At 74.2% G+C, this 25349-nt stretch carries 19 protein-coding genes and 1 tRNA gene; 11 read left to right on the forward strand and 9 right to left on the reverse strand.

The annotated features are described in order from the left end of the window. Positions 1 to 228 precede the first annotated feature (228 nt). Positions 229 to 729: a DUF3145 domain-containing protein gene (locus ASG41_RS17185; RefSeq protein WP_056297698.1), complete on the forward strand. Its 501-nt coding sequence runs from the start codon at positions 229 to 231 to the stop codon at positions 727 to 729. A gap of 141 nt (positions 730 to 870) precedes the next feature. Here the strand turns inward: ASG41_RS17185 and ASG41_RS17190 are convergent, their stop codons facing one another. From ASG41_RS17190 to ASG41_RS17215, 6 genes are all read right to left on the reverse strand, one after another. Next, positions 871 to 2283, reverse strand: a complete 1413-nt coding sequence (locus ASG41_RS17190; RefSeq protein WP_056297701.1) for an acyl-CoA carboxylase subunit beta — start codon at positions 2281 to 2283, stop codon at positions 871 to 873. A 31-nt stretch (positions 2284 to 2314) separates the two neighbouring features. Then, positions 2315 to 3556 (reverse strand): beta-ketoacyl synthase, encoded by a 1242-nt coding sequence (locus ASG41_RS17195; protein ID WP_056297704.1) that lies wholly within the window; start codon positions 3554 to 3556, stop codon positions 2315 to 2317. A gap of 84 nt (positions 3557 to 3640) precedes the next feature. After that, positions 3641 to 3886, reverse strand: a complete 246-nt coding sequence (locus ASG41_RS17200; protein WP_056297707.1) for an acyl carrier protein — start codon at positions 3884 to 3886, stop codon at positions 3641 to 3643. Between the two features lie 85 nt (positions 3887 to 3971). Further along, a complete protein-coding gene (locus tag ASG41_RS17205) occupies positions 3972 to 4940 on the reverse strand; it encodes a beta-ketoacyl-ACP synthase III (protein WP_056297710.1) in 969 nt (322 codons plus the stop codon). Further along, positions 4937 to 6142: an acyltransferase domain-containing protein gene (locus ASG41_RS17210; protein WP_056298257.1), complete on the reverse strand. Its 1206-nt coding sequence runs from the start codon at positions 6140 to 6142 to the stop codon at positions 4937 to 4939. Before ASG41_RS17210 ends, ASG41_RS17205 begins: the two co-directional genes overlap by 4 nt. 148 nt (positions 6143 to 6290) lie before the next feature. Continuing rightward, a complete protein-coding gene (locus ASG41_RS17215; protein ID WP_056297713.1) occupies positions 6291 to 7460 on the reverse strand; it encodes a CdaR family transcriptional regulator in 1170 nt (389 codons plus the stop codon). A gap of 45 nt (positions 7461 to 7505) precedes the next feature. Here ASG41_RS17215 and ASG41_RS17220 point away from each other — a divergent pair, with 45 nt between their 5' ends. Genes ASG41_RS17220 through ASG41_RS17230 form a run of 3 tightly spaced genes read left to right on the forward strand, consistent with a single transcriptional unit; the run spans position 7506 to position 9985 of the window. Beyond that, the gene (locus tag ASG41_RS17220; RefSeq protein ID WP_235564868.1) at positions 7506 to 8189 is read left to right on the forward strand and encodes a phosphatase PAP2 family protein; all 684 of its coding nucleotides are present in this window, start codon (positions 7506 to 7508) and stop codon (positions 8187 to 8189) included. Next, complete coding sequence (locus ASG41_RS17225) at positions 8186 to 8743, forward strand: pirin family protein (protein ID WP_056297717.1); 558 nt, start codon at positions 8186 to 8188, stop codon at positions 8741 to 8743. Before ASG41_RS17220 ends, ASG41_RS17225 begins: the two co-directional genes overlap by 4 nt. A gap of 39 nt (positions 8744 to 8782) precedes the next feature. Next, positions 8783 to 9985 carry a M20 family metallopeptidase gene (locus ASG41_RS17230; RefSeq protein ID WP_235564869.1) on the forward strand — a complete coding sequence of 401 codons (1203 nt, stop codon included), beginning with the start codon at positions 8783 to 8785 and terminating at the stop codon, positions 9983 to 9985. Between the two features lie 104 nt (positions 9986 to 10089). Here ASG41_RS17230 and ASG41_RS17235 read toward each other — a convergent pair whose 3' ends face one another. Together ASG41_RS17235 and aceE are read right to left on the reverse strand one after the other, a co-directional pair. After that, the gene (locus ASG41_RS17235; protein WP_056297723.1) at positions 10090 to 11118 is read right to left on the reverse strand and encodes a type IV toxin-antitoxin system AbiEi family antitoxin domain-containing protein; all 1029 of its coding nucleotides are present in this window, start codon (positions 11116 to 11118) and stop codon (positions 10090 to 10092) included. Positions 11119 to 11370: 252 nt separating this feature from the next. Next, positions 11371 to 13827 carry a pyruvate dehydrogenase (acetyl-transferring), homodimeric type gene (aceE, locus tag ASG41_RS17240; RefSeq protein WP_369800051.1) on the reverse strand — a complete coding sequence of 819 codons (2457 nt, stop codon included), beginning with the start codon at positions 13825 to 13827 and terminating at the stop codon, positions 11371 to 11373. Between aceE and ASG41_RS25515 the strand changes: the two genes are divergently transcribed. From ASG41_RS25515 to ASG41_RS17255, 4 genes are all read left to right on the forward strand, one after another. Next, positions 13826 to 14269, forward strand: coding sequence for a hypothetical protein (locus ASG41_RS25515; RefSeq protein WP_369800052.1), 444 nt, complete (start codon positions 13826 to 13828; stop codon positions 14267 to 14269). The two genes, aceE and ASG41_RS25515, sit on opposite strands and share 2 nt — an antisense overlap. A 242-nt stretch (positions 14270 to 14511) precedes the next feature. Continuing rightward, complete coding sequence (locus ASG41_RS17245) at positions 14512 to 14937, forward strand: DUF3052 domain-containing protein (RefSeq protein WP_056297727.1); 426 nt, start codon at positions 14512 to 14514, stop codon at positions 14935 to 14937. A gap of 42 nt (positions 14938 to 14979) precedes the next feature. Then, positions 14980 to 15441: a peroxiredoxin gene (locus tag ASG41_RS17250; RefSeq protein ID WP_056297729.1), complete on the forward strand. Its 462-nt coding sequence runs from the start codon at positions 14980 to 14982 to the stop codon at positions 15439 to 15441. 37 nt (positions 15442 to 15478) lie between these two features. Continuing rightward, positions 15479 to 15550 (forward strand) — tRNA-Val (locus tag ASG41_RS17255). Between the two features lie 6 nt (positions 15551 to 15556). On the opposite strand, the gene ASG41_RS17260 is transcribed toward ASG41_RS17255, so the two are convergent. Next, positions 15557 to 17515: an FUSC family protein gene (locus ASG41_RS17260; protein WP_056297733.1), complete on the reverse strand. Its 1959-nt coding sequence runs from the start codon at positions 17513 to 17515 to the stop codon at positions 15557 to 15559. A gap of 51 nt (positions 17516 to 17566) precedes the next feature. Here ASG41_RS17260 and ASG41_RS17265 point away from each other — a divergent pair, with 51 nt between their 5' ends. The 3 genes from ASG41_RS17265 (at position 17567) to ASG41_RS17275 (ending at position 25306) form a co-directional block, all read left to right on the forward strand. Continuing rightward, positions 17567 to 21340: an ABC transporter ATP-binding protein gene (locus tag ASG41_RS17265; RefSeq protein WP_235564870.1), complete on the forward strand. Its 3774-nt coding sequence runs from the start codon at positions 17567 to 17569 to the stop codon at positions 21338 to 21340. Between the two features lie 94 nt (positions 21341 to 21434). Continuing rightward, positions 21435 to 23828, forward strand: coding sequence for an excinuclease ABC subunit UvrA (locus ASG41_RS17270; RefSeq protein WP_056297736.1), 2394 nt, complete (start codon positions 21435 to 21437; stop codon positions 23826 to 23828). Between the two features lie 245 nt (positions 23829 to 24073). Next, entirely contained in the window at positions 24074 to 25306 is a 1233-nt protein-coding gene (locus ASG41_RS17275; RefSeq protein ID WP_235564871.1) for a Nif3-like dinuclear metal center hexameric protein, read from the forward strand. The last annotated feature ends 43 nt before the right edge of the window (positions 25307 to 25349 follow it).

Here is a 25349-nt window from a genome sequence, read left to right on the forward strand (position 1 = left end):
GCTACTGCAGGTCAGCAGGCCGCGGACCGGACGACTCGTCCCACCAGTCACATGGACAACATCTGGCACATCTTCCCCAGCGATCCTGCCCAGAGCTGGCGTTGAGCCGTGGTAGTCGGGCAGACTGTCCGAGAACTGCAGAGCTGTCATTCGTACGACGCACCGCCAGAGATCGAACAGGTTCCGTTGGGGAAGACGAAACCCGTCTTGATCTGATGGAGGTGCACTGTGCAACGACGGTCGACGCAGGGTGTGGTCTTCGTGCACGCGTGCCCGAAGGCCCTGTGCCAGCACGTCGAGTGGGCCCTCGAGAGGGTCATCGGCGCGCCGGTCACGTTGTCCTGGGCTGAGCAGCCCGCGGCCCACGGGTCCTATCGTGCCGAGATCGCCTGGACGGGCGGGACCGGGACGGGCTCGAAGCTGGCGGCTGCCCTGAAGGCGTGGCCGATGCTGCGCTTCGAGGTGACCGAGGACGCGAGCCAGGGCAACGACGGAGAGCGGCTGGCCTACGTGCCCGGTCAGGGCATCTTCCGCGCGCCCGTCTCGGCGAACGGCGACCTCGTCGTCACCGAGCAGCAGCTGCGCCACCTGGCCGCCACCGCCACCTCGCCCGAGGGCTTCCGGCACGGTGTCGACCAGCTCCTGGGCGCTGCCTGGGACGACGACCTCGAGACCTACCGCCACGCCGGCGACGGCGGCCCGGTGACCTGGCTCCACCAGGTCGTCTGAGCCCCACACCAGCCACCGCGTCCGCACTCCGTCGGCCCCCTGACCCGGACCGACCCCGAGACGGACCAGCACGCACCGCGGCCCGACACCCACCAGGGTGCCGGGCCGCAGTGCTGCGTGCTCGGAGAGTGCTCGGAGCGATCAGAGCGGGATGTTGCCGTGTGCTCCCCGGCCCGAGGGGGCCTCGGCCAGGGCGCCGACGAGGCGGCGCCTGGTCTGGCTGGGCTCGACGACCTCGTCGACGACGCCGATCTCCTGCGCGCGGGCGACCCCGCCGGCGATCCGCTCGTGCTCGGCGGCCAGCTGCGCGTGCAGGGCCTCCCGCTCACCGGGCTGGGCCGCGGCGAGCTTCTTGCGGTGCAGGATGCCGACGGCCGCCTTGGCGCCCATCACGGCGACCTCGGCACCGGGCCAGGCGAAGACCGCCGTGGCACCCAGGGAGCGGGCGTTCATCGCGATGTAGGCACCGCCGTAGGACTTGCGGGTCACCAGCGTCACCCGGGGCACGACGGCCTCGGCGAAGGCGTGCAGCAGCTTCGCGCCGCGCCGGACGACACCGTCCCACTCCTGGCCGACGCCGGGCAGGTAGCCCGGGACGTCGACCAGCACGACCAGCGGGACGCCGAACGCATCGCACATGCGCACGAAGCGGGCCGCCTTCTCCGCAGAGGGGGAGTCCAGGCAACCACCCAGCCGCAGGGGGTTGTTGGCCACGACGCCCACGGTGCGCCCGGCCATCCGGCCCAGCGCGGTGATGATGTTGGGCGCGTAGCGGCTCTGCAGCTCCAGCGGCAGGCCGTCCAGCAGCGAGGCCACCAGGGGCTTCACGTCGTAGGCGCGCTGCTTGGCCTCGGGCAGCAGGGCGGACAGGTCCACGTCCGGCTCGCCCTCGGCAGGGGCGAAGGTGCCCTGCGCCGCGAGCAGGTCGACCGCCTGGCGGGCGGTGTCCAGGGCGTCCTGCTCGGTGTCAGTCACGATGTGCACGACGCCGGAGCGACGGCCGTGCGTGTCGGGACCGCCGAGGGCCTCCATGTCCACCTGCTCGCCAGTCACCGAGCGGACGACGTCCGGACCGGTCACGAAGACCCGGCCCAGCGGGCCCATGATCACCAGGTCGGTGAGGGCCGGGCCGTAGGCCGCGCCACCGGCGGCCGGGCCGAGCACCACCGAGATCTGCGGGATGCGACCGGAGGCGCGGATCATGCCGGCGAAGACCTCGCCCACCGCGTGCAGGGCGGTGACGCCCTCGGCCAGCCGGGCGCCGCCGGAGTGCCAGATGCCGATGACCGGCACCCGCTCGCGCAGCGCCGCGTCGATGGCGTCGACGATGTGCCGGCAGCCGTCCAGGCCCATCGCCCCGCCCATGATCGTGGCGTCGGTGCAGTAGGCGATCGCCGGCGTGCCCTGGACCAGCCCGCGGGCCGCCATCACCCCGGAGGTGTCCCGGGCGGCCAGGGGCTGCATGGTGCCGGGGTCGAAGAACCGGACGAGCCGGTCCTCGGGGTCACGCGGGTCGGGCGCGGTGAGCGTCGGCGAGGGGTGGACGGTGGTCATGCAGGCCTCCAGGAGACGGGGCGCAGGGGGGTCATGCCCGGGTGAAGACGAGGGCGATGTTGTGGCCGCCGAACCCGAAGGAGTCGTTGACGGCGGCGGAGAAGGTCGCCTTGCGGGGCGCGCCGCGGACGATGTCCAGCTTCTGGACCGCGGGGGCCTCGTCGAGCTGCTCGATGTTGGCGGTGCCCGGGACGACCTGGTCGCGCAGGGCGAGCAGGCAGAAGACCGACTCCAACGCGCCGGCGGCACCGAGCAGGTGGCCGGTCTGGCTCTTGGTGGCGGTCACCGCGGCGTGGTCGCCGACGGCGCCCAGGATCGCGGCGGCCTCGGCGACGTCGCCGACGGGGGTGGAGGTGGCGTGGGCGTTGACGTGGCCGATGTCGGAGGCGGACATGCCGGCGTCGCGCAGCGCGGCACCGATGGCGCGCTGGGCGCCCTCGCCCTCGGGGTGCGGGGCGACCAGGTCGTAGCCGTCGGAGGTGGCGCCGGCGCCGGCGACCTTGCCGTAGACGGTGGCGCCGCGGGCCTTGGCGGCGTCCTCACGCTCGAGCACCAGGCAGGCTGCGCCCTCGGCGAGGACGAAACCGTCGCGGCCGGCGTCGAAGGGCCGGGAGGCGTGCTCGGGGTCGTCGTTGCGGGTGCTCATGGCGCGCATGGAGGCGAATCCGGCCATCGGCAGCGGGTGCACGCAGGCCTCCGCGCCACCGACGAGGACGACGTCGGCGCGGTCCAGGCGCAGCATGTCCAGGCCCCAGCGGATCGCCTCGGCACCGGAGGCACAGGCGCTGACCGGGGCGTGCACGCCACCGCGGGCGCCGATCGCGAGGCCGACGGCGGCGGCCGGGCCGTTGGGCATGAGCATGGGGATGGTGAAGGGGGAGACCCGCTTGGGGCCCTTCTCCTCCAGGATGTCGTCCTGGCCGAGCAGGGTCATCGCGCCGCCGATGCCGGTGCCGATGACGACGGCGATGCGCAGCGGGTCGTAGCCGGCCTCGCCCGCGCCGGAGTCGGCCCAGGCCTCCTCGGCGGCGACCACGCCGACCTGCTGGCTGCGGTCCAGCCGGCGGGAGCGGACCCGGTCGATCTTCTCGCTGGGCTCCTGGGCGAGCCGGGCGACGAGCTGGGCCGGGAAGGGCTGGATCCACTCGTCGGTGATGCGGGTGACCCCGGACCGCCCGGCCAGCAGTGCGTCCCAGGTGGAGGCGACGTCGGCCCCGAGGGGCGTGGTCGCGCCGAGACCGGTGACGACGACGTCGGTGGTGTTGACGGGCATGGCAGTTCCTCCGGGACGGTGCTGGCCGGGTGGGCCGGGATCAGGTCGAACGGGTCCGCCGCGCGTGGCGGCGGGATCCGTCAGTCAGCCGTTGTTCTTCTCGATGAAGGAGATGGCGTCGCCGACGGTCTTGATGCCGCCCAGCTCGTCGTCGGGGATCGCGACGCCGAACTTGTCCTCGACGGCGGTGGCGATCTCGACCATCGACAGGCTGTCGACGTCGAGGTCCTCGGTGAAGGACTTCTCCGGGGTGGCGTCGGCGGGGGCGACCCCAGCGACCTCCTCCAGGATCTCGGCCAGGCCGGACTGGATCTCCGCGGTGCTGCTCAAGGCGTGGTCCTCTCTCGAGTGTGGGCCGGCAGCGGGGTGCTGCGCGACGGTCCGGGACGGGTGCCCCGGGGGTCTGTGGGGTCGATCAGGGCAGCCGCAGGACCTGGCCGGCGAAGGTGAGCCCCGCGCCGTAGCCCAGGACCAGGCACAGGTCACCGCTCTTGGCCTCGCCGGACTCCAGCAGCGCGGCGATCGCCAGCGGCACCGAGGCCGAGGAGGTGTTGCCGGCCTGCACGACGTCCCGGGCGATGACGGTGCTGGCGGGCAGACCCAGCCGCTTGGCCATCAGCTCGATGATCCGCAGGTTGGCCTGGTGCGGGGCGAAGACGTCGATGTCGGCGGCGGTGACCCCGGCGGCGTCGATGGCGGCCTGCAGCGTGTCGGTGAGCTTGGTCGTGGCCCAGCGGTAGACCGCCTGGCCGGCCATGGTGAGCGAGGAGTCCGGGTCGGGGATCGCGATGGCGTCGCGCTGGTCGCCGTCGCTGCCCCAGACGACGGGGCCGATGCCGGGCTCCTCGGCCGGGCCCAGGACCATCGCGCCGGCGCCGTCGGCGAAGATCACCGCGGTGGCCCGGTCGGTGAGGTCGGTGACGTCGGTGAGCCGCTCCGCGCCGACGACGAGGACGGTGCGGGCGGAGCCGGCGCGGATCGCGTCCGACGCCGCGGACAGGGCGTAGCAGAACCCGGCGCAACCGGCGTTGACGTCGTAGGCGCCCGGGCGGAGTGCGCCCAGGCGGTGCGCGACCTCGGGGCCGGCGCCGGGGATCTGGGTGTGCAGGCTGGCGCTGGCGACGATGACCAGGTCGAGGTCCTCGCCGGCGATCCCGGCGGCGGCCAGGGCCTTGCCGCCGGCGGCCACCGACATCTCCACCAGCGTCTCGTCGGGCTCGGCCCAGCGGCGCTCGGCGATGCCGACCCGGCTCTGGATCCACTCGTCGTTGGTGTCCATCGTCTGGGACAGCTCGTCGTTGGTGACCCGGCGCCGGGGACGGTAGGCGCCGACGCCCAGGACGCGGGCCCCGGGGGGACCGACGGGCAGCTGGATGGTGGTCACGCGGAGACCTCCGGGTAGAGACGGGCCAGGGGGTCGCCGGCGTCGACCAGGTCGCCCTCGGCGACCAGCCACTCGGCGAGCACGCCGTCGTAACCGGCGGCGACGTCGACGGTCTCGCGGCGGCCGGTGACGGTGGCGAGCTTGGTGCCGGCGGGCAGGTGGGTGCCCTCGGCGACGTCGGCGGGGGAGACCGAACCGCGGGCGGGGGAGACGACGACCCGCCAGTCCGGGGAGTGCTCGGCCTCGTTGCGGCCGCGCTCGGCGGCGATCAGCTCACGGGCGCGGTCCAGGTCGGCGGGTCCGGTGATGGCCAGCACCTCGACGTCGTGGACGCCCTTCCAGTCGCGCTTGGCCAGCCCGGCCAGTGCGCCGGCCGGGGGCAGCTCGATGACGGCGGTGACGCCCAGGCCGCGCAGGGTGTCCAGGCAGGCGTCGAAGCGGACCGGGTTCGTCACCTGGCTCACCAGCCGGTTCAGCACCCCCGCGCCGGTCTCCACGGCGGACCCGTCGGCGTTGGACAGCAGCAGCCGGGAGGGCTGGGCCGGCCGGAGGCCACCCACCAGGCCCTCCAGTCGGGTGCGGGCGGAGGCCATGTAGTCGGTGTGGAAGGCGCCGGCGACAGACAGCGGCATGACCCGGGCCTTGGCCGGCGGGTCGGCCTTGAGGGCGGCGAGGCCCTCGAGCGAGCCGGCGGCCACGACCTGGCCGGCGCCGTTGCGGTTGGCCGGGGTGAGCCCGTGCGCCTCGATGGCGGCCAGCACCTCCGCGGGGTCACCGCCCAGGACGGCGGACATGCCGGTCGGCGTCTGCGCGCAGGCCTCGGCCATCGCCCGGCCACGGACGGCGGTCAGCGCGATCGCCGCCTCGATGCTCAGCACCCCGGCGAGCACCGCGGCGGTCAGCTCGCCGACGCTGTGCCCGGCGATGACGACGTCCCGGCCGGTCTGCGGCGTGTGGGCGACCGGACCGGGCAGGCCGCCCAGCTCGCGGGCCACGAACAGCGACATCGCGACGACGAGCGGCTGGGTGACCGCGGTGTCCTTGATGGCCTCGGCGTCGCCGGCGGTGCCGAGCTCCAGGAGGTCGGCGTCGGCGATGGCACCGGCCCAACGGAAGAAGGACTCGGCGCCCGGCAGCGTCAACCAGTCGGTGAGCATCCCGGGCTTCTGGGCCCCTTGACCAGGGGCGAGGACGGCGAGCACGGGACAACCGTGCCAGTCCCGACCCTCCGGTGGGTCGGTGGCAGCCACGAAGAACACCGGTGTTCCTTTGGAGGATCCCCACAACCGGGGCCGTGTCCACCCGGGACTGCACGGTGTGTCGGTGGGGGAGTTCACAGCGCCGGGCGGGTCAGCTCCAGAGCGAGCGCTGCCCCTCCAGCTCGGCCAGGGCCAGCGCGACCTGCAGGGTCCACCCGCCGCGCGGGTCGGTGGCCGACCAGCCGGTGAGCTCGGTGGCCCGCTTCAACCGGTACCGGACGGTGTTGGGGTGCACGAACAACGCCCGTGAGGTGGCCTCCAGGTTGCCCCCGCTGGCCAGCACTGCCCGCACCGTGTCCAGCACCTCGCCGCCGGCGGCCTGCAGGGGCAGCGAGACCCGCTCGGTGAGAGCCGCCCGGGCCAGCGGGTCGCCGTCCAGCGCGCGCTCGGCCAGCAGGTCGTCAGCGGCCACCGGCCGGGGTGCCCCCGGCCAGGCGGCGGCGGCGCGGAGCCCGGCCAGTGCCACGGCCGCGGACTCGGCGGCCAGGGCCAGGGAGTCCACGACCGGACCGCTCACCACGGGTCCGGGACCGAACTCGCGGCTGACCCGTTCGGCGACCGGCGCCAGGTCGGGCACCCCGCCCAGCACGACGACCAGTTGGTCGGCGTGCACCCCGACGAGGACCTCGGCACGCATCGCCCGCGCCGCCCGGCGGACCGGGGTGTGCACGTCGGCGACGTCGGGCGTCGTCCGGCCGACGAGCACGGTGACCGGCGCCGTCGTCGCCCAGCCCAGGGCCGCGGCCCGCGAGGGCAGCTCCTCGGACTGCTCGCCGCGCACCAGCGCGTCCACGACGAGGGCCTCGAGCCGGGCGTCCCAGGCGCCGCGGTCCTCGGCGAAGGTGGCGTAGACGTGCGCGGTGGCGAAGGCGACCTCGCGGCTGAACTGCAGGACGGCGACCCGCAGCGCATCGGCCTCGCCCTTCTCCGCCACGGTCTCGACCCGGTCCTCCATGACCTCGACGACCACCTTGATCAGGTCGACGGTCTGCTTGAGCGGGACGGCGCGGACCAGCGCCCGCGGGGCGGCCCCGAAGACCTCGCCGGTCAGCCGGGGCGGGCGGCCGGGGTTGCGGCACCACTCCACCAGCGAGGCGATCCCGGCCTGCGCCACCAGGGTCACCCACGACCGCTGGTCGGCCGGCATGGTCCGGAACCAGGGCAGCGTGTCGTCCATCCGGGCCACCGCCTGGGTCGCCAGGGAGCCCGACGCGCGCTCCAACCGGCGCAGCGTCGTCTCCGACGGTGGGGACGCACTCACCGTGTCAGCGTGTCACCCGCTGCTGCGGTGGGGGAGGCTGACCCGGTGATCACGGTGACGGAGGGGCAGCGGGCCGCACGGCGAGCCCGTCTCGCCGTCGTCCTCGGGCTGGTCGTGGTGGCCCTGCTCGGCGGTGGGGTGCTGACGGGCTGGGCCCCGCAGCTGCGGCTGGACGCCTCGCTCGGTCAGGCGTTCTACGCCGGTGACGACCGGTCCACCGCGGTGTCGGTCCTGCTGGAGGTGCTCACCGCGCCGGGCCTGTCGGTGTCCCGGGCGGTCGTCTTCCTGCCCGTGCTGGTCTGGCTGCTGACCCGGCACCGCTGGTGGACGGCGGGCTGGGTCGCGCTCGCGACCGTCGGCGTGGGCGTGCTGAACAGCGGCCTCAAGGAGCTGGTCGGCCGGGTCCGCCCCGACTTCGCCGAGGGCGGTGCCCGCTACGACTCGTTGAGCTTCCCCAGCGGCCACTCCGCCGGCATCGCCTGCCTGGTGACGACGGCGCTGGTGCTCGCCTGGCCGCGGCTCACCGCCACGGCCCGCCGCCGGTGGCTGGCGGCCGGTGTCGCGCTGGTGCTCGTGGTCGGGGCCACCCGGGTGCTGCTGGGCGTCCACTTCCCCAGCGACGTCCTCGCCGGCTGGGCGTTCGGCACCGCCTGGACGCTGCTGGTCGCCCTGCTCCTGGGCGGGCTGCCGGGCGGGCGGGCCGCGCTGCCGGGACGGGAGGCGGGGTGACCGACGGCCTGGAGTCCCGGGTGCTGCTGGCCCCGCTGGACGGCTCCACCGGACCGCTGCTGCGCATCGCCGACGACCGGCTGGACCCCGGCGCCGGGTACGGCACCCACGCGCACGCCGACGTCGACGTCGTCGCCGTGCTGGTCTCGGGCTCCCTGGCGCACAACTGGGGCGGCCGCGTCACCCTGCGCCCCGGTGACGTGGCGGTGCTCCGCGCGGGCAGCGGGCTCACGCACGACGAGGTCGCCGGGGCCGACGGCGCCCACGTGCTCCAGACGTACCTGCGGGCCGCCGTCGTCGGGGAGCCGCCCCGGCACGGCGTGGTCCGGTGGGCCGCCGACCGGACCCGGGGCTGGGTCGACCTCGACCGCCCGGACGCCCGGCTGTGGGTGGCCCGGCTGCGCGCGGGGGAGGCGGTCGAGCCACCGGAAGGGCTGCGCGTCGTCGCCAGCCGGACGGCGGTGACCTCGGGCGACCGGGGCACGGTCACCGGCCCGGCGACCGTGCTGGTCTGGCAGCTGGACGCTGCCCGGCCCGCGTGGGCCCAGGACTGAGACGCGTCCCGGTGCTGAGCCGTGCTACAGACTGTGCCGGTGACCTCCGCCGCTGAGCTCCTCGCCGCCGCCCGCGCCGACGCAGACCGCACCGTCGACCTCCGCCGCCGCCTGCACCGCCGTCCCGAGGTGGGGCTGCAGCTGCCCGAGACCCAGGCGATGGTGCTCGAGGCGTTCGCCGACCTGCCCGTCGAGGTCAGCACCGGCACGTCGACGACGTCGGTGGTCGCAGTGCTCCGCGGCTCCCGGCCGGGCCCCTCCTACCTGCTGCGCGGCGACATGGACGCCCTGCCGCTGCAGGAGGACACCGGCCTGGACTTCGCCTCCGAGATCGACGGCGCGATGCACGCCTGCGGCCACGACACCCACGTCGCGATGCTGCTGGGCGCGGCCCGGCTGCTCGCGCAGCGGCGCGAGGAGATCGCCGGCCAGGTCGTCTTCATGGTCCAGCCGGGGGAGGAGGGCCACCACGGCGCCCGCTTCATGCTGGAGGAGGGCCTGCTCGACGTCGTCCCGGAGGCGCCGGTGACCGGCGCCTTCGCGCTGCACATCAGCACCTCGTTCCCGACCGGCACGATCAACGTGCGGCCCGGGCCGATGATGGCCGCCGCCGATCACTTCCGAGTCACCCTGCGCGGCGCCGGCGGCCACGCCTCCACCCCGCACGTCACCGCCGACCCCATCCCGGTCGCGGCCGAGATCGTGCTGGCGCTGCAGTCGATGGTCACCCGCCGGGTCGACGTCTTCGACCCCGCCGTCGTCACCGTCGGGCACATCAGCGCCGGGACGACGAACAACATCATCCCGGCGACCGCGTTCCTCGAGGGGACCATCCGGACGCTGTCCGCCGAGCGTCGCGCCGACGTCGTCGCCCGGGTCCAGCGCATCGCCGAGCGCATCGCCGACGCCCACGAGCTGGTCGCCGAGTTCGAGCGGGTCGAGGGCTACCCGGTGACCGTCAACGACGCCGTCGTCGCCGGCCAGGTCGAGGCCGTGGCCGCGCAGCTGCTGGGCGCCGAGGCCAGCGTGCCGATGCCCGACCCGCTGATGGGCGCCGAGGACTTCTCCTACGTCCTGGAGCGGGTCCCCGGCGCGATGGCCTTCCTCGGCGCCTGCCCGCCCGACCTGGTCCCCGACGAGTCCCCGGGCAACCACTCGAACCTGGTCGTCTTCGACGAGGCGAGCTTCCCCGCCGGGGTCGCGGTGTACGCCCAGATGGCGCTGCAGGCCCTGCGCCCCTGACCCGGCCCCGGTGAGCGTGGATCAGGGTCCCTGATCAGAGTCCGTCCTCCTGCACGAGATGTCGTCGAGGAGGACGGACTCTCGTCGGGGAGGACGCCGAGCTGTCAGGCGCACGCGGCTCGTGCAGCCGGGACTTGGGGCGCCCGACGGAGCCCACCCCGCCACTGCTCCACCCGGAAGCGGCGCGGTCCGGCCGCCGGCCCAGCCGCGAGCAGGGCGCGGATCCGCTCGGCCTTGGCGGGCCACGGGGTGAACAGGTCCGCCGGACGGACCCGGACGCCGCGCAGGTCGAGGTCCAACAACGAGTCGTGCCGTGCCTTCTCGGCCCACAGCGCCTCGGCCGGCGTCCGGCCACCCCACGGGTCGTCGGTCTTGACCCGCCCGTCGCTCTCGACGAAGACCCCGGCGTCGTCGAAGAGCATGTCGACGACGCCGACCAGGTGCCCGCCCACGAGCACCGCCGCCTGGAGGACCGGCTCGGGCAGACCGGCTGCGCCCACGGCCAGCCGGGTCAGCGTCTCGTGCGGGGAGTGTGCGCCCACCCGCGCCAGGCCGGCCGCTCTGGCAGCCTGCCCGATGGCTGGCCAGTGGGACTGTCGGAGGACCGCGGCCGTCAGGTCGGCCCGGGTCGAGCGGCCGTCGGCCAGCGCGTCGTCCATGGCGATGACGCCGTCCTGGACACCCCACTCCCGGGCGCAGTCGACCAGTGTCCGGGCCAGGGACGTCGCACGGACGGCGCCCAGGCGGACGACGTCCCCCGGTGGCAGGGCTGCCTCGGTGACCCGGTAGCCGCGGCCGGTCCGGAACTGGGCGGGGTGCGTCAGCCGCACGGTCGTGTCGGCCGAGCTGGGGACGATCAGCCCGTGCAGCCGTGCTGCCGACGCGTGGCTGACGGTCACCCCCTCGCCCAGCCTCAGGACGGCGGCCGCGCACTCGAGCCGGTGTCCGTCGCCGTCACTCGATGCCGACCGCCAGGTGTCGCCGGTCGTGTAGACGCCGTACCGGATGCGCCACCACTCACCGGACCGGAGCCGGGCACCGATCGCCGTCCGACCGACGCCGGCGCGCCGGGCATCAGCTGCTGCGAAGACGTCGCCGTGTCTGCTCATGGCCATGCGGATCTCGGGGTCCATGCGGGCCAGCGTCTCGGCGTCGTGCTGATCCCACGGGGCCTCGACCCCCTCGGTGGACGAGGACCCCGGGTGGGGAGGGCGGGCAGCGCCGGTGGTCTCCGCGTGCTACCGGGTGCCCTCCACCCACACGAGAGTCCGTCCTCCCGCACGACTTCTCGTGGGGGAGGACGGACTCTGGTGAACGCCCCTGATCCAAGGTCCCCGGTGCAGGGTGAGCCGGGGAGGGTGGAGCCGGGGGTGGGGCGGGGTGGGTCAGGTGGCGGGGGTGTCCTGGGTGGTGTCCACCGGCGCCTTGCCCGGGTCGGTGATCTGGTACTTCTCCACCGCCTGGGCGACGACGGAGCGCTCGATCTCACCGCGCTTGGCCAGCTCGCCCAGCACGCGGACGACGATCGACTCGGCGTCCACCCGGAAGTGGCGGCGCAGGGCCGGGCGGGTGTCGGACAGGCCGAACCCGTCGGTGCCGAGGGAGACCAGGCCGGGGACGTAGGGCGCCAGCAGGTCCGGCACTGCCTTCATCCAGTCCGAGACCGCCACGACCGGGCCCTCGACGTCGGCGAGCTTGCGGGTCACGTAGGGCACCCGCGCCTCCTCGGCCGGGTTGTCCAGGTTCCACTCGTCGGCCTCGACCGCGTCGCGGCGCAGCTCCGTCCACGACGTGACCGACCAGATGTCGGCCGAGACGCCCCAGTCAGCGGCGAGCAGCTCCTGGGCGCGCTGCGCCCACGGCACCGCGACGCCCGACGCCAGGATCTGCGCCTTCTTCGCATCGTCGATCCACGGGCCCTGGTTGAGCCGGTAGATGCCCGAGAGCAGGCCGCTGACGTCCAGGTCCTCGGGCTCGGCGGGCTGCCGGTAGGCCTCGTTGTAGATCGTCATGTAGTAGAAGACGTTCGGGCTGCGGTCCCCGCCCTGCGGTGCGCCGGGGTCCTCGCCGTACATCCGGGCCAGGCCGTCCTTGACGATGTGCCCGACCTCGTAGCTGAACGCCGGGTCGTAGGTGACGACGGCGGGGTTGGTCGCGGCCAGCAGCAGCGAGTGCCCGTCCTCGTGCTGCAGGCCCTCGCCGTTCAGCGTCGTCCGGCCGGCGGTGGCACCGAGGGCGAACCCGCGGACCATCTGGTCACCGGCGGCCCAGAAGGCGTCGCCGGTCCGCTGGAAGCCGAACATCGAGTAGAAGATGTAGAGCGGGATCATCGCCTCGCCGTGCGTGGCGTAGGAGGACCCGACGGCGGTGAAGGACGCGGTGGAACCGGCCTCGTTGATCCCCTCGTGGAGGATCACGCCCGACGTGGACTCCTTGTAGGCCAGCATCAGCTCACGGTCGACCGAGGTGTAGGTCTGCCCGTGCGGGGAGTAGATCTTCTGCGTCGGGAAGAGGCTGTCCATCCCGAAGGTGCGGGCCTCGTCCGGGATGATCGGGACGAAGCGGGGGCCCAGCTCGGGGTCCTTGAGCAGCTCCTTGAGCAGGCGGACGAACGCCATCGTCGTCGCCACCTCCTGCTTGCCCGACCCTCGCTTGAGGACGTCGAACGCCTTCTCCTCCGGGGCCTTCAGCGGCTTGGCGGCCGCCCGGCGACGGGGTACCGCACCGCCGAGCTGGCGACGACGCTCGAGCATGTACTGCATCTCGTCGGACTTCTCGTCCGGCTTGTAGTACGGCGGGAGGGTCTTGTCCAGGGCCTCGTCGGGGATCGGCAGGTACAGCCGGTCGCGGAAGTCGACCAGGTCCTCGGCGGTCAGCTTCTTCATCTGGTGCGTGGAGTTGCGGCCCTCGAAGTGGCTGCCCAGCGTCCAGCCCTTGATGGTCTTGGCGAGGATGACCGTGGGCTGGCCCTTGTGCTCCATCGCGGCCTTGTAGGCGGCGTAGACCTTGCGGTAGTCGTGGCCACCGCGCTGCAGGGCCCAGACCTCGTCGTCGGTCATGCCCTCGACCAGCTTGCGGGTGCGCGGGTCGCGGCCGAAGAAGTGCTCGCGGACGAAGGCGCCGTCCTCGGCCTTGTAGGTCTGGTAGTCCCCGTCGGGCGTCTGGTTCATCAGGTTCACCAGGGCGCCGTCGCGGTCGGCGGCCAGCAGCTTGTCCCAGCCGCGGCCCCACACGACCTTCAGCACGTTCCAGCCGGCGCCGCGGAAGAAGGACTCCAGCTCCTGGATGACCTTGCCGTTGCCGCGGACCGGGCCGTCCAGGCGCTGCAGGTTGCAGTTGATGACGAACGTGAGGTTGTCCAGCTCCTCGCGGGCGGCGATGCCGATCGCGCCGAGGGACTCCGGCTCGTCCATCTCGCCGTCGCCCAGGAACGCCCAGACGTGCTGGTCGGAGGTGTCGGCGATGCCGCGGGAGTGCAGGTAGCGGTTGTACCGGGCCTGGTAGATCGCGTTGATCGGGCCCAGGCCCATCGACACGGTCGGGAACTCCCAGAAGTCCGGCATGAGCCGGGGGTGCGGGTAGCTGGAGAGCCCGCCGCCGGGGTGGCTGACCTCCTGGCGGAAGCCGTCCATCTGGTGCTCGGTGAGCCGGCCCTCGAGGAAGGCGCGGGCGTAGATGCCGGGGGAGGCGTGGCCCTGGAACCAGATGTGGTCGCCGCCGCCGGGGTGGTCCTTGCCGCGGAAGAAGTGGTTGAAGCCGACCTCGTAGAGCGAGGCGGAGGAGGCGTAGGAGGAGATGTGCCCACCGACGGCGACCCCGGGCCGCTGCGCGCGGTGGACCATGATCGCGGCGTTCCAGCGGATGATAGGCGCGGATCCGGCGCTCGACGTCCTCGTCGCCCGGGAACCACGGCTCGCGCTCGGGCGGGATCGTGTTGATGTAGTCGGTGCTGCGCAGGGCGGGGACGCCGACCTGCTGCTCGCGGCTGCGCTCCAGCATGCGGAGCATCAGGTAGCGGGCGCGGCCCTTGCCGGCGTGGTCGACGACGGCGTCGAACGACTCCAGCCACTCACTCGTCTCGTCGGGGTCGTTGTCGATCAACTGGCTCGGCAGGCCGTCGGTGATGACCGCGCGGGGGGTGCCGGACTCGCGGGCGGGTTCTCCGTCCGACTGCTGCGTGGCGCTCATGTGCACATCGTCTCCTGTCCGGTGTTCCGACGTCACGCCGCCTCCGGACGTGTCCACAGTGGTCGCGGCGGTGACCTGTCGGTGACGGCCCCGTGACCTGCGCCGGGACGTCGTCGAGCCCGTAGTCTGCCGGTCCCGGTCGGGCGCCCCCGGGACGTCGCGCGCGGGGGGCCCTGACGGGGGTCGCCGGGGAGGTCGCACCACCCGGGATGGCGTACCCGGCTACCGCTCGGCGCCGTCGTCGGACACACTGACGCACCGACCGGGCGCGTCGCGGTGACGTGACGCACTCCGGACACACAGACCAGGTTCACTGAGCACATGGAGGACGAGTAGGGATGAGCGTCGACTCGGGCAGCGCCAGCATGGCGGCCCGGCTGGGGATCAAGCCGGGCATGGTCGTGCAGGAGCTCGGCTGGGACGAGGACGCCGACGAGGACCTGCGCGACTCCGTCGTCGAGATCTCCGGCGGCGAGATGGTCGACGAGGACTCCGACGAGGTGGCCGACGTCGTCCTGCTGTGGTGGCGGGAGGAGGACGGGGACCTGATCGACGCCCTCGTCGACTCCCTGGCCGCCCTGGCCGACGACGGCGTCGTCTGGCTGCTCACGCCGAAGTCCGGCCGCGCCGGCCACGTCGAGCCCGGCGAGGTCACCGAGGCCGCGCCCACCGCGGGCCTGCAGCAGACCAGCAGCATCTCCGCGGCCAAGGAGTGGGCCGGCATCCGCCTGGTCACGCCCAAGGCCGCCCGCTCCAAGCGCTGATCCGGCTCCCGCCCGGGTCACCGGGTGGGGCAGGATCGGGGCATGAGCCTCTCCGTCGGTGACACCGCCCCCGACTTCACGCTGAACGACCAGGACCGCCAGCCCTTCTCCCTGGCCGAGCAGCGCGGCACGCCGGTGCTGGTGGTCTTCTACCCGTTCGCCTTCTCCGGCATCTGCACCGGTGAGCTGTGCCAGCTGCGCGACGAGCTGGCCACCTACACCGACGCCGGCGTGAAGGTCGTCGCCGTGTCCTGCGACCCCGCGCCCACGCTGAAGGCGTGGAAGGACCAGCAGGGCTTCGACTTCCCGCTGCTGAGCGACTTCTGGCCGCACGGCGAGGTCGCGAAGGCCTACGGCGCCTTCTTCGACGTCGCCGGCATGGCCAACCGGGGCACGTTCCTCGTCGACGCCGAGGGCAAGGTCGCCTTCGCCGAGGTCAACGGCCCCGGCGACGCCCGCGCGCAGACCGGCTGGAAGGACGCCGTCGCCGCCCTGGCGGCCTGATCCCGTCGGCGGGGTGCGCACGGCGCACCCCGCCCCCGGGCGCGTAGCTCAGCGGTAGAGCTCTCGCCTTACAAGCGAGCGGTCGGGGGTTCGAGACCCTCCGCGCCCACCCTCCTCAGGTCCCGTCGGCGTCCCGTCGTCCCGGGGCCTGCGCGCGCACCAACCGGCGGGCCGCGTCGACCTCGCGGGCGACCGGGGCCAGCACCCCCTCGGCGTGGATCTCGGCGTCGTCGGGGAACCGGTGCAGCCGCAGGTCCTGGTCCAGCTCCCGGATCGCCCGCCGGAGCACGTGCACCTGCCCCGGCGGTGGGATCTCGGCCCCGGCGCGCATGGCGATGACGGCCTCGGTGACGGCGTCCGAGGTGCGCTCCAGCTGGATGATCACCGGGTACCAGGCGGCGGCCCGGGTGCTGATCGGCGGGGGCTCGGCCAGCCGGCGCTGCAGCTGGGTCTGCAGCTCCGACAGGGCCCGGTAGTCCAGCCGACGGGCCCGCCGGGTCTCCACGGGGGTGCCGGTGAACGCCGCGTCGACGAAGCGGTCCAGGGCGACGGTGGCGCCGCGCAGCGCGTCGTCCAGCGGGGCCCGCCAGGTCTGCGGCCACAGGGCATACCCGACGACCAGCACGATCGCGCAGCCGATGAGGGTGTCGACCAGACGGGCGCCGACCAGGCCGGCGCGGCTGGGGGAGGCCAGGTCCAGCAGCATGATGACCAGCGGTGTCAGGAAGACCGAGAACAGCCCGAAGTTGGCGTTGCGGGCCCACGGCAGGACGCCGGCCGCCACGGCCATCGCCAACAGCACCCAGCCGTCGCGCGGCAGCACCGCCAGCAGCGCCGAGCCCAGCAGAACGCCGAGCAGGGTGCCGCCGCCGCGCTGCACGGCCCGGGTGAAGACCGACCCGAAGTCCGGCTTGAGCACGATCGCCACGGTCAGCAGGACCCAGTAGGGCCGTTCGATGGGCAGCCGCTGGCGGGCGATCTCGGCCACGACCATGCAGGCGGTCAGCCGGACGGCGAAGGACCGGGAGTCCGCGTTGCCCACGGTGCGGTCCAGCAGGTCCCGGACCCGGACCCGGAGGTCCAGGCGGGGCAGCTCGGCTGCCGCGGACGCCCGTTCCTCCGGGTCACCGACCAGGTTCCACACCAACCGCACGCCGTGCCGCACCGCCCGGGTGGTCGTCGGCCCCTCCGTCACGGCCGGCGGCCGGTCCCCGACGAGGGGCCGGCGCCCGGTGACCGCGGCCGCCAGGGCGTGCACCGCGGTCACGTCGGCCGGGTCGGGCTCCACGCCGGCCCGCGCCGCTGCGACCGCCCCCTCGACCAGCGGGGCGGCGGCGTTGAGCAGACCGGCCAGCTCGGCGAGCTCCCGGCTGCGCCCGGCGGACGTGCTGCGGCTGTGGATCACCCGGTCGTAGCCGGTGTTCAGCGCGGTGGTGAGCTCGCGGCGGGCGTCCTCCGTGCGCGGGGTGCCGATCGCGGCCAGCAGGTCGCCCAGGGCGGTGAAGACCCCGCCGACGGCGTCCCGGTCGGGGTCCAGGTCCTCGGTCCGGGCCTGCACCAGGACGCCGACGGTGGCCCAGACCGCCCCTGCGGCGAAGAAGCCGATCTCGGCGCCGGTGGACAGCGAGGTCTGCAGACCGGAGGACAGCGCGGTGTAGACCAGCAGTTGCAGTGCCCCCAGGGAGAGGGCGGCGTCGATCGAGCTGATCAGCGCGGCGACCGCGGACAGCACCCCGATGACGACGACGGGCTGCCAGCCCTCGCCGCTGGCGTACTGCCCGGCGACCAGCCCTAGCGCCCCGAACAGCGCGGCCGCCAGCACCCGTCGCAGTCGGGTCCGCAACGGCCCGGAGGCCTGCGGGGCCAGCGTCGCGGCGAGCGCGCCGGTCGTGCCGAACACGCCGGCGCCCAACGCGGCCGGGTCGTCGAGGCCGCCGCCCACGGTGGCGACGACGACCAACGGTGCCGGGACGACGACGGCGAACCGGACGACGTCGCGCCAGGGCACGGCGGGCCGGCTGGTCCGCACCAGCTCCTCCAGCCAGGCCGGTGCCCGGAGCCCCCTGTCCGCCACCCCCGCAGCTTCCCACCCGGGACTGTCGGACCCCGGGCGCACACTGGGGACGTGCCGCCCGCCGACCTGCAGACCCGCCCCGCGTCGGCCCCCTCGACCACCCGGGCCACCCCGGACACCCCGGCCACCGACCGGGGCGGCTGGCTGCGCCGGCTGGTCGGGTACTGCCTGCGCCACCGGGGCGACCTGGTCGGGGCCTTCGCGGCGGCCCTGGTCGGCTCGGTCATCGCCGCGGGGGTCCCGCTGGTGGTCCGGGCCGTGGTCGACGACGTGGTCGCCGGCGGCACGCGGTCCGTGGCGCCCTACGTGTGGCTGCTGGTGGGGGCCGGGGCGGTCCGGTTCGGCGCGGGCTTCGTCCGCCGGTACCTCGCCGGCCGCCTGTCGCTGGACGTGCAGTACGACCTGCGCAACGACGTCGCCGGCGCGTTGTCCCGGCTCGACGGGCCCGCCCAGGACCGGCTGCAGACCGGCCAGGTCGTCAGCCGGTCCATCTCCGACATCACCCTGGTCCAGGGGCTGCTGGCCTTCCTGCCCAACCTGGCCGGCAACGCCCTGCTCTTCGTGGTCTCCATCGTCGTGATGGCCTGGCTGTCCCCGCTGCTGACCCTGGTGGCACTCGCCGTCGGGCCGGCCCTGTGGTGGCTGGCGCTGCGCTCCCGGCGGGACCTGTTCCCGGCCAACTGGGCGGCCCAGCAGCAGGCCGGCGCCGTCGTCGGGGACGTCGAGGCCGCCGTCACCGGGGTGCGGGTGGTCAAGGGCTTCGGCCAGGAGGACCGTGAGCTGGACCGCCTGGACGGCGGCGCCCGGCGGCTGTTCGGGGCCCGGATGCGCGTCGTGCGGTTCACCTCCCGCTACAACCCGGCACTGCAGGCCGTGCCGGCCCTGGGCCAGGTGGGCGTGCTCGGCCTGGGCGGCTGGCTGGCGCTGCAGGGCTCCATCAGCATCGGCACCTTCCTGGCCTTCGCGACCTACCTCGCGGCCCTGGTGTCACCGGTCCGTCAGCTCGCGGCACTGCTGGTCATCGGCCAGCAGGCCCGGGCCGGCGTCGAGCGGGTGCTGGAGGTCGTGGACACCGAGCCGGTGCTCCGGTCGGGCCCCCGGCCGGTGCCCGAGGGCCCCCTGTCCGTGGAGCTGGACGACGTCGCGTTCGCCTTCGAGGGCGGGACGCCGGTGCTGGACGGGGTGTCGCTGTCGGTGCGGCCGGGGGAGACCCTGGCGCTGATCGGCACCTCGGGATCGGGCAAGTCCAGCGTGGTCAGCCTGCTGTCCCGGTTCTACGACGTGACCGGCGGCGCGGTCCGGGTGGGCGGGGTCGACGTCCGCGAGCTGCAGACCGACGCGCTGCGCGGGGCGCTGGGCGTCGTGTTCGAGGACGACTTCCTGTTCTCGGACACGGTGCGCGCCAACATCGCCTTCGGTCGGCCCGACGCCACCGACCAGGAGGTGCGCGCGGCCGCCCGCGCCGCCCAGGCCGACGGGTTCATCGGCGAGCTGCCCGAGGGCTACGACAGCGTGGTCGGGGAGCAGGGCCTGACCCTGTCCGGCGGGCAGCGGCAGCGGGTCGCGCTGGCCCGCGCCCTGCTCACCGACCCCCGGGTGCTGGTCCTGGACGACGCCACCTCCGCCGTCGACGCCACGGTCGAGGCCCGCATCCACGCGGCGCTGCGCGTCGGGGCGCCCCAGCGCACCACCCTGCTGGTCGCGCACCGCGGGTCCACCCTGGCCCTCGCCGACCGGGTCGCGGTGCTCGACGGCGGCCGGGTGGTCGACACCGGCACCGCGGCCGAGCTGGAGGAGCGCTCCGCGCTCTACCGGCTGCTGCTCTCCGGGGTCGAGGAGTCCGAGCGGGAGCCCGAGCCGGTGCCGGCGGTCGGTGGCGTGGACCGCGCCGCCTGGCCGGAGGTCGAGGCGCCCGGGCGGTCCGACGACGGACCGGTGCGCGGCGCCGAGGCCTCGATCGGCGGCCGCGGGTCCGCCCAGGCCAACGCCGCCCCGACGCCGGGGCTCCGCAGGCTCGTCGCCGCACTGCCGCCCACCCACGACGAACCCGACGTGCCCCCGGCCCGGGCCCGGGCGGCCGACCCCGGCTTCACCCTGGCCGGGCTGCTGCGGCCCTTCCGCTGGGCCCTGGCCGCGGCGCTGGTGCTCACCGCGGCCGACGCCGGTGCGCAGATCGCGGTGCCCGCCCTGGTCCGCAGCGGCATCGACAGCGGCGTGGCCGCCGGGTCGCTGGGCGCCCTCATGGGCATCACCGCGCTGGCCCTGGGCGTGGTGCTTGCCGACTGGGCGGTGACCATCGGCTCCACCTGGCTCACGGGCAAGACCGGTGAGCGGCTGCTCTACACGCTGCGGGTCAAGACCTTCGCCCAGCTGCAGCGGCTGGGGCTGGACTACTACGAGCGCGAGCTCGGCGGCCGGATCATGACCCGGATGACGACCGACGTCGACGCTCTGTCGGCGTTCCTGCAGACCGGGCTCACGACCGCGGTGGTCAGCGTGCTCACCCTCGTCGGCGTCCTGGTCGCGCTGGTGCTGCTGGACGCCGAGCTGGCCCTGGTGCTGGTCGCCACGCTGCCGGTGCTGGTCGTGGCGACCTGGTGGTTCCGGTCGCGGTCGGTGCCGGCCTACACCGAGGCCCGCGAGCGCGTCAGCGCCGTCAACGCCCGGCTGCAGGAGGACGTCGCCGGGGTCCGGGTCACCCAGGCCTCGGTGCGCACCGAGCTGTCCCTGCAGGTCTTCCGGGAGCGTGCGACCGCCTACCGGGACGTGCGGCTGCGCGCCCAGCGCTACATCGCCACCTACTTCCCCTTCGTCGAGTTCCTGTCCGAGATCGCCGTCGCCGCGGTGCTGCTGGTGGGGGCCGCGCGACTGACCGACGGCACCATCACGGCGGGTGTGCTCGTCGCCTTCCTGCTCTACGTGGGCACCTTCTTCTCGCCCGTCCAGTCGCTGTCCCAGGTCTTCGACAGCTACCAGCAGGCCGCCGTCGGTCTCCGCCGGTTGCGTGACCTGCTGCGCACGCCGACCTCGACCCCGGCCGCGGTCGACCCGCGGCCGGTGGGGCCGTTGCGTGGGGAGGTCGTGCTGGACCACGTCACGTTCGCCTACGCGGGGGCGGCCACGCCCGCACTGCGCGACGTCAGCCTGCGGGTCGAGCCCGGGGAGACCGTGGCCCTGGTGGGGGAGACCGGCGCCGGGAAGTCGACCGTGGTCAAGCTGGTGGCCCGGTTCTACGACCCCACGTCCGGCGCGGTGCAGGTGGACGGCGCGGACCTGCGGGAGCTGGACCTGCTGGGGTACCGGGCCCGGCTCGGGGTCGTGCCGCAGGAGGCCTACCTGTTCGAGGGCACGGTGCGCGACGCGGTCGCCTACGGCCGGCCCGAGGCGACCGACGCCGAGGTGGAGGCGGCGGCCCGGGCGGTGGGCGCGCACGCGATGGTCACCTCGCTGCCCGAGGGCTACCGGACGCGGGTGGGGGAGCGCGGCCGGTCGCTGTCGGCCGGTCAGCGCCGGCTGCTGGCGCTGGCCCGGGCGCAGCTGGTCGACCCCGACGTGCTGCTCTTCGACGAGGCCACCGCCAGCCTGGACCTGGCCACCGAGGCCGCCGTCGACCGGGCCACCGACGCCCTGGCCCACCGGCGCACCACCATCGTCGTCGCGCACCGGCTCACCACCGCCGCCCGCGCCGACCGGGTCGTCGTGCTGGACCACGGCCGGGTGGTGCAGAGCGGGCCGCACGACGAGCTGGTCGGGGTCGAGGGCCCGTACGCGGTGCTCTGGGCCGCCTTCACCGCCAGCGAGGACGCCGACCCGCTCATGGACTGACCCGGCCGGGGAGTACCCCGCTGGGCCCGGGTCCGGTAGACACGCACCGCCGCACACGACCGGGGCCCGTGGGGGCCCAGCCGAGGGAGACGCCATGAGCACCGCCGAGCAGGTCACCCCCGGGTCTCCGCACGCCGCGGACACCCACGACCTGATCCGGGTCGTGGGCGCCCGGGAGAACAACCTCAAGGACATCAGCGTCCAGATCCCCAAGCGGCGGCTGACGGTCTTCACCGGTGTCTCCGGGTCCGGCAAGAGCTCACTGGTCTTCGCCACCATCGCCGCGGAGTCCCAGCGGCTGATCAACGAGACCTACCCGGCGTTCCTGCAGGGCTTCATGCCGCACCAGGCCCGGCCCGACGTCGACGTCCTCGAGGGCCTGACGACGGCGATCATCGTCGACCAGGAGCGGATGGGCGCCAACCCGCGGTCCACGCTGGGCACCGCCACCGACGTCAACGCCCTGCTGCGGATCCTCTTCAGCCGGCTCGGCCAGCCCCACATCGGCTCCCCGCAGGCGTTCTCGTTCAACACCGCCACGGTCAGCGGCAAGGGCGGGCTCACCGTGGAGAAGGGCGACCCGGCCGCCGGACGTGCGGTGGAGCGCAAGGAGTTCCGGGTGCAGGGCGGCATGTGCGCCCGGTGCGAGGGCCGCGGCTCGGTCACCGACTTCGACCGCGCGGCGCTCTACGACGAGACCAAGACCATCAACGAGGGTGCGCTGACCATCCCCGGCTGGTCGATGGACGGCTGGCAGGGCCGCATCCTGCGGGGCTGCGGCTTCTTCGACTGCGACAAGCCGATCCGGGACTTCACCGAGCGGGAGCTGCGCGACCTGCTCTACAAGGAGGCCACCAAGATCAAGGTCGAGGGCATCAACCTGACCTTCCTCGGCATCATCCCGCAGGTCCAGAAGTCCTTCCTGGTCAAGGACGTCGACGCCATGCAGCCCCACATCCGGGCCTTCGTCGAGCGCGCGGTCACCTTCACCTCCTGCCCGGACTGCGAGGGCACCCGGCTCAACGCCACCGCCCGGTCCTCCAAGGTCGCCGGGAAGTCGATCGACGAGGTCTGCGCCCTGCAGGTCAGCGATGTCGCCGAGTGGGTCCGCGGGCTGCACGACCCCGGCGTCGCCCCGCTGCTGGAGTCCCTGCGCGACACCCTGGACGCCTTCACCGACATCGGCCTGGGCTACCTGTCCCTCGACCGCCCGGCCGGGACGTTGTCCGGGGGAGAGGCGCAGCGGACCAAGCTCATCCGGCACCTGGGCTCCTCGCTCACCGACGTCACCTACGTCTTCGACGAACCGACCATCGGCCTGCACCCGCACGACATCGACCGGATGAACGCCCTCCTGCTCCAGCTGCGCGACAAGGGCAACACCGTGCTGGTCGTCGAGCACAAGCCCGAGACCATCGCCATCGCCGACCACGTGGTGGACCTGGGCCCACGGGCCGGCACCGCGGGCGGCGAGATCGTCTACGAGGGCTCGCTGGAGGGACTGCGCTCCAGCGGCACGCTCACCGGACGGCACCTGGACGACCGCGCCCGGCTCAAGGAGTCGGTGCGCACCCCGACCGGGGTGCTCGAGGTGCGCGGTGCCAGCACGCACAACCTGCGCGACGTCGACGTCGACGTCCCGCTGGGCGTGCTCACCGTGGTCACCGGCGTCGCCGGGTCGGGCAAGAGCTCGCTGGTGCACGGGTCGGTGGCCGGACGGGAGGGCGTCGTCAGCATCGACCAGGGCGCGATCAAGGGCTCCCGGCGGAGCAACCCGGCCACCTACACCGGGGTGCTCGAGCCGCTGCGCAAGGCGTTCGCCAAGGCCAACGGGGTCAAGCCCGCGCTCTTCAGCGCCAACTCCGAGGGTGCCTGCCCGGCCTGCAACGGAGCCGGCGTGATCATCACCGACATCCCGACGATGGGCACCGTCTCCACCCCCTGCGAGGAGTGCGAGGGGCGGCGGTTCCAGGCCGCGGTGCTCGAGTACACCCTCGGCGGCAAGAACATCGCCGAGGTCCTGGCCCTGTCGGTGACCGAGGCGCTGGAGTACGTCAGCGCGGGTGCGGCGAAGACCCCCGCGGCGCAGAAGGTCCTCGAGCGGATGGTCGACGTCGGCCTGGGCTACCTGACCCTGGGGCAGCCGCTGAACACGCTGTCCGGCGGCGAGCGGCAGCGGCTGAAGCTGGCCACCCAGATGGGAGAGGGCGGGACCGTCTACGTGCTCGACGAGCCGACGACCGGCCTGCACCTGGCCGACGTCGACCAGTTGCTGGGCCTGCTGGACCGGCTGGTCGACTCGGGGCGGTCCGTCATCGTCATCGAGCACCACCAGGCGGTCATGGCGCACGCCGACGCGATCATCGACATCGGTCCCGGCGCCGGGCACGACGGCGGCCGGGTCGTCTTCCAGGGGACGCCGGCCGAGCTCGTCGCCGACCGGTCCACCCTCACCGGGCAGCACCTGGCGGCCTACGTCGGCGCCTGACCCGGGCGTTCCCGGACGCCTCGTGGCAGAGCGCCGGTCGGGACGGTCGTCGCCGTGGTCGACTCGTGAGATCTGCCACAGGAGGACCGGGCCCGGTGCACCCGTCCGGGAGGTGTCCGCAGTGCGAACCCCAGGCGATGAGCACCGCGTCCCGTGAACCGGAAGGTCAGCACCCCACCCCCGCGGGGGCGGGGTGGCCGCGCATGACAGGCCGAGCCCAGGAAGCTCACCTACAGTCCGGTCCTGTGGCACTCCCGGCGCACGACGGTGCGATCTCCGACCCGATGGCGACGGTCCGGGAGCTCCCGCTCCCCGGTGCCCCGCTCGCCGAGGTCGTCGCGGCCCTGGAGGCGCGGTACGACCCGGCGCTGGCCGAGGACTGGGACGCCGTCGGCCTGGTCTGCGGTGACCCGGCCGAGGCCGTCCGCTCCGTGCTCTTCGCCGTGGACCCCACCGCCGCGGTCGTGGACGAGGCGATCGAGTCCGGCGTCGACCTCGTCGTCACCCACCACCCGCTGCTGCTGACCCCCGTGCACGGCGTCCCCGCCGACGACCCCAAGGGCGCGATCGTGCACCGGCTCATCCGGGCCGGCATCGGGCTCTTCGTGGCGCACACCAACGCCGACCGGGCCGCCGACCACGGTGTCAACGACGCTCTCGCCGCGGCCCTGGGCGTGGGCGGCACGGTCCCCCTGGAGTCGGTGGCGGCACCGCTCACCGACACCCTCGTCGTGTTCTCCCCGGTCCAGGACAGCGACCGGCTCGTCGACGCCCTGTCCGCCGCAGGCGCCGGCGTCATCGGGGACTACACCCGCTGCGCCTGGCAGACCACCGGCACCGGCACCTTCATCCCCGGCGACGAGACGCACCCCGCCATCGGCTCGCACGGCACCCTCGAGCGGGTTCCGGAGACCCGGCTGGAGATGGTCGTGCCGCGCGCCCAGCGCGAGGAGGTCGTCCGCGCCCTGCACGAGTGGCACCCCTACGAGGACCCGGGCTACGCCTTCTTCGAGAACTCCTCGACCCCCACCCGGGCGGGCCTGGGCCGGCTCGGCACGCTCAACCACCCGATCACCCTGCGCGAGTTCGCCGAGCGGGCGGCCGCCGTGCTGCCGGCGACCGCGGCCGGCGTCCGGGTGGCGGGTGACCCGGACCGCCTGGTACGCACGGTCGCCGTCTGCGGCGGGAGCGGTGGTTCGCTGATGGCCGCGGCCGCTGCAGCGGGCGCCGACGTCTTCTTGACCAGCGACCTCAAGCACCACCCGGTGTCCGAGGCGATGGAGGTCGCCGGGCCGGCGCTGTGCGAGGTGGCCCACTACGCCTCCGAGTGGCCCTGGCTCCCGGTGGCCGCCGACGTGCTGCACCGCGACCTGGGCGCGCGCGTCGACGTCGCCGTCAGCCGGCGCCGCACCGACCCGTGGACCCTGCACGTCCCCCAGGCCGCGTACGCCGAGGTCGGCGGCAGCTCCGCAGGCTGAGTCCCAACGCCCTGTGGGGACGCCGGTGCCGGCGCCGGTGGGT

This window comes from Modestobacter sp. Leaf380 (genome assembly GCF_001424485.1).
Taxonomy (GTDB): domain Bacteria; phylum Actinomycetota; class Actinomycetes; order Mycobacteriales; family Geodermatophilaceae; genus Klenkia.